The 286-nt window shown below is 70.6% G+C and carries 1 protein-coding gene; it reads right to left on the bottom strand.

The genetic code is table 11. The features are described 5' to 3' along the window. Positions 1–104: 104 nt before the first annotated feature. The coding region (gene infA / locus SB754_RS19845; protein WP_410784103.1) for a translation initiation factor IF-1 at positions 105–286 on the bottom strand (182 nt) is incomplete at its 5' end.

Here is a 286-nt window from a genome sequence, read left to right as displayed (position 1 = left end):
CGCGGAGGCGAGGACCAGCGTCGCGGTGGCCGGGGGCCGGCCGTCGGGGGCGCGGCGCCGGAGCGCGGGTGTGGAGGCCGACGACACGGGCGGCCGCCTCCCGGTTACTTGAAGCGGAAGGTGATACGGCCCTTGGAAAGGTCGTACGGCGTCATCTCGACCGTCACCCGGTCGCCGGCCAGCACGCGGATACGGTTCTTGCGCATCTTGCCCGAGGTGTGCGCCAGGACCTCATGGTCGTTGTCCAGCTTCACCCGGAACATCGCGTTGGGCAGCAGCTCGACCA

The organism is Leifsonia sp. SIMBA_070, assembly GCF_046534635.1.
In the GTDB taxonomy this organism is placed as follows: domain Bacteria; phylum Actinomycetota; class Actinomycetes; order Actinomycetales; family Microbacteriaceae; genus Leifsonia.
This window is presented reverse-complemented; position numbering and strand designations above follow the sequence as displayed.